The following is an 8,543-nucleotide window of genomic DNA, read 5'->3' as shown; positions in this document are numbered from 1 at the left end:
TGGATGATTATTAAATTTTAAATTTTGTTATGAAATAAAATTCACTTTCAAATTTTTCTAGAAGTTCTTGGAAAGAGGAATTTATTAATAATGGAAATAGATTTTCAAGTGCTTCATTGTAGTTTTGCCCTAATGCTTCACGCATCATAATAAATTTATGAAAGAGCAGTGCTTTTTCAAAATCAATACCAAGTTCGTACAAGCCTCTGTACAATTCTTCTTTCGGAATTTGTTTAATTTTATTATAGACTTTTTCATTTTTTTCAATAAATTTCCCCTCTAAATAATGGGTAACATAATCTGTATATACCATTTGACCAATTTCATTTGCTTCTTCTTTTGTATAATTAAATCCAATTACACGATCAACCTTATTTTCACGGATAATAAAAGTTTTATTCCCTTGTAAATGTGTAATAAAACTCTTTACGCTCTTATCAAAAATTTTATTAAATTGAATGATTTGATGCAGTTTTACTGCAAAGTTTGTATGCTCTTCACCAACAACAAATAATCGATCCACAATAGGCAATAGCTTTAAAACCCCTTCGGAAAGTTGACTAGAAGCATCGTAAATAATAATATCGTATTCCTTCTTCATCCTTTTCACTTTTCGCTTTTGCTCTGTTAATGATAATTTGGAGAATTCGTGGATAAACCCATTGGAATTCTCTTCTTTTTCTAAAGCCCCATAGGAAATAAATGCTGCAGATAAAGGCGTATTCATTTTAAGCCACTGATAAATCGATAAAGACAATTCCGTTACACCTGATTTTGCTTTTGGCGAATAGAAGCCAACTAAATACATTATTTAGCTCACCAGCCTTTTATTAAAATAATATTCGAAAAGGAAATGAATGTTTGGGACAAACTCCCACTTAAATAAATTCACTCCAAAAATTTCCCGTCTACAGAGCTTCAGTCGCCAATGCCCCTGCACAAAACCAACATATAAAGTTAATTAATCGGCAAAACTACATATGATATTTGGCAACTTAGAAAATGAGGTGTTTAGATTGAAGCCTATTGTAGAAGTTAGAAATGTCTCGAAGATTTTTGGCAAATCGCCTAAAGCTGCCATTGATTTATTAAAGCAAGGAAAAACGAAAAAGGAAATTTTGAAAGCAACTGGGCAAACAGTTGGTGTGAATAAGGTCCATTTCGAAATCTTTCCCGGTGAAATATTTGTCATCATGGGGTTATCTGGAAGTGGGAAATCAACCTTAATCCGTATGTTTAATAGGCTAATTGACCCTACAATCGGGGAAATTCTGATTGAAAATGAAGAAATCGTAAAGATGAATGCCGCAAGACTGCGAGAAGTTAGACAAAAGAAGATTAGTATGGTCTTTCAAAAGTTTGCTTTATTTCCGCACAAAACCATTTTAGAAAACACAGAGTTTGGTCTCGAAATTAAAAATGTTCCTCCAGAAGAACGCAGTGAAAAAGCGCTGAAAGCCCTTGAAGTTGTTGGTTTAAAAGGCTATGAAGACCAGCTCCCATCCCAACTAAGCGGCGGAATGCAGCAAAGGGTCGGGCTTGCGCGGGCTCTCGCAAGCGATACGAAAATATTATTAATGGATGAGGCGTTCAGTGCCTTAGATCCACTCATTCGTAAAGACATGCAGGATGAATTACTCGAAATCCAGGAACTGTACAAGAAAACGATTATTTTTATCACGCATGACTTAGATGAAGCACTCCGAATTGGGGACAGAATTGCTTTAATGAAAGACGGCAGTGTCATTCAATTAGGAACCCCTGAACAAATAATGATGAATCCAGCCAATGAATTTGTTGAGAAATTCGTGGAGGATGTCGATTTATCGAAAGTATTAACGGCATCCCATGTAATGAAACGGCCAGAAAAAATTAGTCCAGACCGCGGTCCGAGGGTGGCTCTGGAAATTATGCGAAAGCAAGGATATTCCAGCATATTTGTCGTTGATCGAAAAAATAAGTTATTGGGTGTGTTAATGGCTGAACAAGCTCGCCAGGCAATCGACCAAAACCAATCCATTTCCGAAGCGATGGCAACCGACCTTCCTACCGTTACAGAAGATGCATTGCTTGCCGAATTTATGGATGATATAGCAACATCCAGTCTGCCATTAGCGGTTATTGATGAAGAAAGAAGATTGAAAGGAATCGTTATTCGTGGTGCCGTAATTGGTGCTCTTGCAGGGAATAAAGATTCTTTGAACGATTTGGAGAGTGATTGAGCATGCCAAAAATCCCATTAGGACAATGGATCGATACGCTCGTTAATTGGATAACCGTCACATTTGCTGGATTATTTTCATTCATAACAAGTGCGGTCGAGGGGCTTTTAAATATTTTAGTGGATGTATTAAGTGCAGGTCCTCCTATCGTATTAATTATCATTTTAGCCCTTTTAGTTACTTATACGAGCAGATGGCCATTAGGAATTTTTACGCTGATTAGCTTACTGTTGATTAATAATCTTGGATATTGGGATTCAAGTATTCAAACACTGGCCATCGTTGTTTTGTCAGGCTTGCTCACAATTGTCATTGGGATACCACTAGGAATTTGGTGTGCACGGAGTAAAACAGCGCAAAGCATTATTACGCCTATTTTAGACTTCATGCAAACAATGCCGGCTTTTGTTTATTTAATTCCATCTATTTTATTTTTCGGAATTGGTGTTGTGCCGGGAATTATTGCTTCCTTTATTTTTGCGATTGCTCCGACCATCCGTATGACCAATCTTGGGATACAGGAAGTGCCAGAAGATTTAATTGAAGCTTCAGATGCTTTCGGTTCTACACCTAGCCAAAAATTGTTCAAAGTCCAATTACCCTTAGCCACTCCAACGATTATGGCGGGAGTAAACCAGAGTATCATGCTTGCCCTATCCATGGTTGTGACGGCTTCATTAGTTGGAGCGCCGGGACTTGGAGCGGACGTTTATCGGGCGGTAAGCCAAATAAATGTGGGACAAGGCTTTGAAGCCGGATTATCCATCGTGATTATTGCCATTATTCTCGACCGGATCTCGCAAAACCTTCGCAAGCCGGCGTATGAAAATATTGTTAGCAAAAAGGTGATTTTATCTATTTTAGCGATCCTACTAGTAGGAACTGCACTCGTATTATCGTTTACAAAAAGTACTGCTGAAGATGAAAATGCGAGTGGAATCGGGGCTCAAACCAATTATAAAATTATCGGGATTGAGCCTGGAGCTGGAATAATGGCAACGTCCCATCAAATGTTAGAGGAGTACGGATTAGAAAAATGGCAGCTAGTTGAAGGCTCATCAGCCGCAATGGTTGCCGTATTAAAGAAAGCCATTGATAAGAAGGAACCCATCATTGTCACGGGATGGTCACCACATTGGATGTTCTCATCATTTGATTTAAAGTATCTCGAAGATCCAAAAGGTGCCTTTGGCAAAGCTGAAAATATTAATACAATCGTTAGAAAAGGGCTTGATCAAGATGCCCCTGGTGCTTATAAAATCCTCGATCAATTCTTTTGGGAAACGAGTGATATGGAAAACGTGATGGTCGAAATTGAAAAAGGCGCGGATCCAGCTGATGCTGCTGAAAAATGGATTGCTGCCAATCCAGACAAAGTAGCCAAATGGACAAACGGTGCCCAAGCGGGGAATGGCGAAAAGGTCAAACTTGTTTATGTAGCTTGGGATACTGAAATAGCGAGCACAAATGTCATTGCGAAGGTGCTTGAGCAGAATGGCTACGATGTAACGCTGAGTCAGGTTGAAGTCGGCCCGATGTTTGCCGGGATTGCAAACGGCAGTGCCGATGCCATGGTCGCTGCCTGGCTGCCAACTACTCATCTCGAATATTACAATACGTATAAGAACGATATTGTTGACCTTGGCCCGAACCTAAAAGGGACAAAACTTGGATTAGTTGTCCCAAATTATGTTGATATTAATTCGATTGAGGATTTGAAATAAGGAATAGCGCCGGAGATAAGGATTTGACCAATAGGTTTATGACGAAAAAGTACCTTGGATAAACGAATAGTCATATTATTAACCTTACGAGTATTCTTTTGATTATTTGGGTAAATGAACAACACTTTCATTGACCGCGTAGCTTCGATTTTTATTTTTTCGGTAAAAGAATCACACTTTCATAAAAAATTGAACATGAATAGAGGCTATCCAATTGGATAGCCTCTTTCATTAATTCTATTTCACGGTTACTCCTTTACCCTCAATAACCGCAATGAATTTAACACGACAATGAGTGTCGCTCCCATGTCCGCAAAAATCGCCATCCATAACGTCAGCCAGCCTGGAACTATTAAAATTAACGCTAATAATTTGAGTCCTAGGGCGAACGAAATATTTTCCTTAATAATCCTTAAGGCTCTGCGGCTTAGCTGGATAGTGTATGGCAGCTTATTTAAATCATCGGCCATTAAAGCAATATCAGCAGTTTCGATTGCTGTATCGGTCCCTGCCCCGCCCATGGCGATCCCAATCGTGGCTGTTGCTAAGGCTGGTGCATCATTGACTCCATCTCCGACCATAGCCACTTTTCCGTATTGTTCTTTTAAAGATTTAATCGTTTCTAATTTATCTTGAGGCAATAGATCGGCTTTTACATCATTTACCCCAACTTGCCTAGCGATTGCATGACCTGTTGCTTGATTATCCCCCGTCAGCATAATCGTTTTTTGTATGCCGATATTATACAATTTTCGAATGACTTCAGCGCTGCTGTCCCTCACCTGATCGGCAACAGCTATTAGTCCAATAAGCTCTTCTTTTGTACCCACTAACATGACTGTTTTTCCATGAATTTGCAACGCTTTTACTTCATTTTCAACGGCAGCAGGAAGATGATTCATCTCGGCAAAAAGCTTAGGACTTCCAATATAATAGACAACATCCTGAACTCGAGCTTTTGCCCCTTTACCCGTAATGGATTGGAAATCTTCAGCAGTAAAGTCATTTGGGGAAATCCCATTTTTTTCAGCTTTTCGAATGATCGCGGATGCTAAAGGATGCTGTGAAAATTTCTCAATAGCCATGGCGATTCCCAATAATTCTTTTTCGCAATGTCCTTCTAATGCTTTCATATCAGTCACTTCTGGTGTCCCTTTTGTTAATGTGCCGGTTTTATCAAAGGCAATTACTTTTAAACGTCCCGCTTCTTCTAAGTGAATGCCGCCTTTAATTAATACACCTTTTTTCGCTGCGTTCCCAATGGCTGTGACAATTGCAACTGGAGTAGAAATAACTAAAGCACACGGGCAGCCGACAACTAATACAGCAAGGCCTCGGTAAATCCATTCGGACCAATCTCCAGCCATGAGTAATGGAGGAACAATCGCGATTAAAAAAGCGATAATCATAATGGCGGGAGTATAGTATTTCGCAAATTTATCAATAAATGCTTGCGAAGGAGCGCGCTCTGCCTGCGCCTCTTCCACTAAGTGGATAATTTTCGCAATCGTTGTATCTTCCACCCGTTTCGTGACTTTTACTTCTAATGAACCTTCTTCATTTAATGTGCCGGCAAATACTTCATCACCAGGAATTTTTAAAACAGGGATGGATTCGCCCGTGATGGCTGCTTGATTGATAGAAGATTGCCCTTGTACGACTTCCCCATCCATTGCCAGCTTTTCCCCGGGCTTAATGATTAAAATATCGCCTAATTCGATATCTTCAACATCTAATTCCATTTCTTGATTTCCGCGCCTCACTAAAGCGGTTTTTGGAGCAATATCCATTAAAGAGCGAATCGATTCTCGTGCTTTATCCATGGAGTAGCTTTCTAAAGCCTCGCTCAAGGCGAATAAGAAAACCACAATTGCCCCTTCACTCCACTCTCCGATAATGGCCGCACCAATGATCGCGATTGTCATCAGAGTTTTAATATCAAATTGCAGCTTTGTAAGGTTTTTTAACCCGACCTTAAAAAGATCAAACCCGCCAAGTATAATCGATAAAGCAAAAGTGAAGATTGTAGCTATGTGGCTCTCTCCCAATGTATACATTGACGCATATCCTAATATTAGGAAGGAAAGTGAAGCCATCGTATTTTTATTTTCGACCTTCTTCCAAAATGACACCTTTTCTTCTTTTCCTCTTTGGTTCTCAGGAAGTACCTTAATTCCATCGAATGCGCCGGCTTCCTCTAGCTGTTCAATCGTTGCTTCCCCGATGATTGTTAATTTTGATGCACCGAAATTTAATTGAACATCATTCACCGTATCAATTTCACGAATGTTTTTTTCAAATTTTGCTGCACAATTGGCGCAAGAAAGTCCTTGTAACCTGTATATTTCTTTATTATTCTCCAGCGCTTCCCCCATTGCTTACACCCTCTTTAGAATGAATTAATGCGATCGATACTAATTGATGTACATGATCATCCGCTAAGGAATAAAAAACAAGCTTTCCTTCCTTTCGATGCTTCGCTAACCCCAAATCACGCAATAATCGTAAATGATGGCTAGCTGTAGCCGTTGAAGATCCAATAATATTTGCTACGTCACAAACACATAATTCTTTCTCTATTGTTAGCGCATAGGCAATTTTAATTCGGGTGGCATCAGACAAGGCTTTAAATAATAATTCTACTCCATTCACTTCGTCCACTCTCTGTTGGATCCGATTGACCTTTTCTTCATCAAAGCAAAATGTTTCACAGGAGTCATCTGCAGTTATATTTTTTTGACTCATTCATCCACCTCATTCAAATGAGCATTTGATTATTTACATATTAGTTTATGCTGTTCATCAATAAACTGTCAAAAGATATATTCAAATATTCTTTTGAATAAGGAGAAAAGTTGCAACCAATGGAACTCCATATGACACTGAGCTTAGAAGATCACAAGAAATCTTAGCCCGCTTTATTTTTGAGGAGACCTGCTGGAGAAAACAGCTGGATTTTTTTTGACCAAACAAATAGGGCTGTCGGAAATAATTCGACAGCCTTTTTATTATTGAAACTTTAAGCACCTGCAGTGTTTATAATGAATATACTTGGTCATGTCAGTCCCTTCAAATTATCAGTGGACCAACTTTTAATATCGTCATCCTCAATAATTCCGAGGGTCACATCGGTTATATCTGGATCATCCATGATCTTATCCTGTACCCTGAACTTTATATCATCAGCAATTGAGAGGGAGAGGCCTTTTCTTAATTCGATGAGTCCCTCGACATGATAGTACCTTCCCTCTTGTAAAATTCGAAGTTTTCTTATATCAGCAACTTCCTTATCACTAAAGATAGCATTTTGAACTCTTTCCACTATTTCCTGTGGAGCGGCTACTCCTATGAGACCGACCATATTATCAAATCCCACCCTAAAAGCAACTCCGACCATCAGTACACCGATCAGAATAGTGGCTATTCCATCTAATGCATTAAAGTTTGTTAAAGAGGTAACAACGATAGCAATTAGCGCTAATAATGCACCTAAACACGCCACAATGTCCTCGTAAAAAACTAAGCGGGTAGGTGGGGCTGCTCTGCCGACATTTTTCAATGCTCCTGATACAATCCCAAATCCATTTATATTTTCAACTCTCGCTTCTTTTAATATCTCTTTCATCGCTTTAACTAGAATAGCACCGTCTATCGCAAGGTTAATGATTAAAACAATGACGCTCAGCCAAAATCCACCTGTTTTGCTTACGGGGTGTTGAAGTAAATGCCAGCCTTCTTTTATTGTTTCATAAGCCATTATAGTCACAACAATAACGGCGATCATACAGAAAATATTGATCACCCTGCCAAAACCAGCAGGAAACCTGCGTGTCGGTTTTTTTTCTGAAAGTACACTGCCGACAAAAACAAACCCTTGATTTACTGCATCAGCGAGGGAATGCATTGTAGAAGCAAACATAGCCCCATTTCCACTTAAGACATAGGCAATTCCTTTGGCCACTGCTATTACAGTATTACCTATAGCTGCTACTGCAGAGGATTTATTTCCCTTCTTTATAAGCGATAATAAATTATCTTGTTTTGCTTCATTTGCCACATTATCTCCTCCAAGAGCCTTTTCTTAATATTTTTCTTAAAAAAGTGGACATTATTCCATCACCATTTTCATGCTTAATGGCTTTAGTGTTTGTAAACTATTTCCTTTTTACTCCTGCAAACCGTCATTAACAAAAGCCTAAGCTTGCTCATACAATAGTCAAAAAACGGAGTTGATCTACATGGTACGATGGATCGATGTTTCTACATCAAAGCATCAATTAAAATTGTTTGATGGAAACAGATTAATAAAGACCTACCCTATTGCTGTTGGAAAAATATTGACACCTACACCTTCTGGGACTTACAAGATTATTAATAAACAACCTAATCCCGGCGGACCATTTGGAGTGCTTTGGATGGGATTGTCAGCACCTCATTATGGGATACACGGTACAAATAACCCCGCTTCGATTGGAAAAAATGTCTCACACGGATGTATTCGCATGTTCAATTATGATGTTCTAGACCTATCATCCAGAGTTCGGGTTGGGACTAGCGTTTATATTCATAAATGAGTTACTTTTGTTTATAATGGGAT

General features: G+C 39.0%; 7 protein-coding genes. 3 read left to right on the top strand and 4 right to left on the bottom strand.

The window, feature by feature from the left end; translation table 11 throughout:
• Positions 1-10: 10 nt before the first annotated feature.
• On the bottom strand, positions 11-808 hold the full coding sequence (locus tag V7149_RS22315; protein ID WP_335347783.1) for a hypothetical protein: 798 nt from the start codon (positions 806-808) through the stop codon (positions 11-13).
• Between the two features lie 208 nt (positions 809-1,016).
• On the opposite strand from V7149_RS22315, the gene V7149_RS22310 reads away from it, so the two are divergent.
• Positions 1,017-2,222: a quaternary amine ABC transporter ATP-binding protein gene (locus V7149_RS22310; RefSeq protein ID WP_438824143.1), complete on the top strand. Its 1,206-nt coding sequence runs from the start codon at positions 1,017-1,019 to the stop codon at positions 2,220-2,222.
• 2 nt (positions 2,223-2,224) lie between these two features.
• The gene (locus V7149_RS22305; protein ID WP_335347781.1) at positions 2,225-3,946 is read left to right on the top strand and encodes a glycine betaine ABC transporter substrate-binding protein; all 1,722 of its coding nucleotides are present in this window, start codon (positions 2,225-2,227) and stop codon (positions 3,944-3,946) included.
• A gap of 248 nt (positions 3,947-4,194) precedes the next feature.
• Here the strand turns inward: V7149_RS22305 and V7149_RS22300 are convergent, their stop codons facing one another.
• The 3 genes from V7149_RS22300 to V7149_RS22290 all read right to left on the bottom strand — a co-directional run bounded on the left by V7149_RS22300 (position 4,195) and on the right by V7149_RS22290 (position 8,003).
• Positions 4,195-6,321 (bottom strand): heavy metal translocating P-type ATPase, encoded by a 2,127-nt coding sequence (locus V7149_RS22300; RefSeq protein ID WP_335347780.1) that lies wholly within the window; start codon positions 6,319-6,321, stop codon positions 4,195-4,197.
• Complete coding sequence (locus V7149_RS22295) at positions 6,299-6,691, bottom strand: ArsR/SmtB family transcription factor (RefSeq protein WP_335347779.1); 393 nt, start codon at positions 6,689-6,691, stop codon at positions 6,299-6,301. The genes V7149_RS22300 and V7149_RS22295 overlap by 23 nt, the downstream gene beginning before the upstream one ends.
• A gap of 310 nt (positions 6,692-7,001) precedes the next feature.
• Entirely contained in the window at positions 7,002-8,003 is a 1,002-nt protein-coding gene (locus V7149_RS22290; RefSeq protein WP_335347778.1) for a cation diffusion facilitator family transporter, read from the bottom strand.
• A gap of 181 nt (positions 8,004-8,184) precedes the next feature.
• Between V7149_RS22290 and V7149_RS22285 the strand changes: the two genes are divergently transcribed.
• Positions 8,185-8,520: a L,D-transpeptidase gene (locus V7149_RS22285; RefSeq protein ID WP_335347777.1), complete on the top strand. Its 336-nt coding sequence runs from the start codon at positions 8,185-8,187 to the stop codon at positions 8,518-8,520.
• The last annotated feature ends 23 nt before the right edge of the window (positions 8,521-8,543 follow it).

Source organism: Bacillus sp. JJ1503, from assembly GCF_036965125.1.
Taxonomy (GTDB): domain Bacteria; phylum Bacillota; class Bacilli; order Bacillales; family Cytobacillaceae; genus Cytobacillus.
This window is presented reverse-complemented; position numbering and strand designations above follow the sequence as displayed.